Origin of the sequence: Myxococcus llanfairpwllgwyngyllgogerychwyrndrobwllllantysiliogogogochensis (assembly GCF_006636215.1) — a bacterium.
Taxonomy (GTDB): Bacteria; Myxococcota; Myxococcia; order Myxococcales; family Myxococcaceae; genus Myxococcus; species Myxococcus llanfairpwllgwyngyllgogerychwyrndrobwllllantysiliogogogochensis.
Genome location: NZ_VIFM01000799.1, coordinates 1 through 435 on the forward strand (window position 1 = coordinate 1; position 435 = coordinate 435).

General features: G+C 66.9%; 1 protein-coding gene. It reads right to left on the minus strand.

From position 1 onward, the window contains the following. Positions 1-435: EscT/YscT/HrcT family type III secretion system export apparatus protein (locus tag FJV41_RS57435; RefSeq protein WP_181791601.1), on the minus strand; the 435-nt coding region annotated here is incomplete at both ends.

Sequence of the window (435 nt, forward strand, 5' to 3'; positions counted from 1 at the left end):
AGCATCGCCTGCGTGTACGACGCGACTTCCTGCGGGAAGAAGCGTTCCGCCAGCACCGCCCCGCTGGGCATCATGCCCGTGAGGGGCCACCAGGCGTAGCTGTCGAACAGCAGCCCGACGAACACCAGCATGCCGCCGAGCATGTAGAAGCCGACGATCGCCATCTGCATGAGCAGGTTGCCCACGGGCGTGCTCTGCATGCCGCTGAGCGGGTTGGTCTGCTGGATGTTGTTGTAGCCCGCCTGGTTGTCGATCAGCATGCCGATGCCCTCGGCCACCCAGAAAACGACGGAGACGACGAAGCCGATCAGCATGCCGATGAGCGCCTCCTTGAGCGCGAGCGCGATCAGCGCCAGCGGGCCGGTGCCATCGAGCAGGTCCGGCGGCTGGCCCCACGCGACGAAGGCGCCCAGCAGCAGGACCATGCCGTTGCGC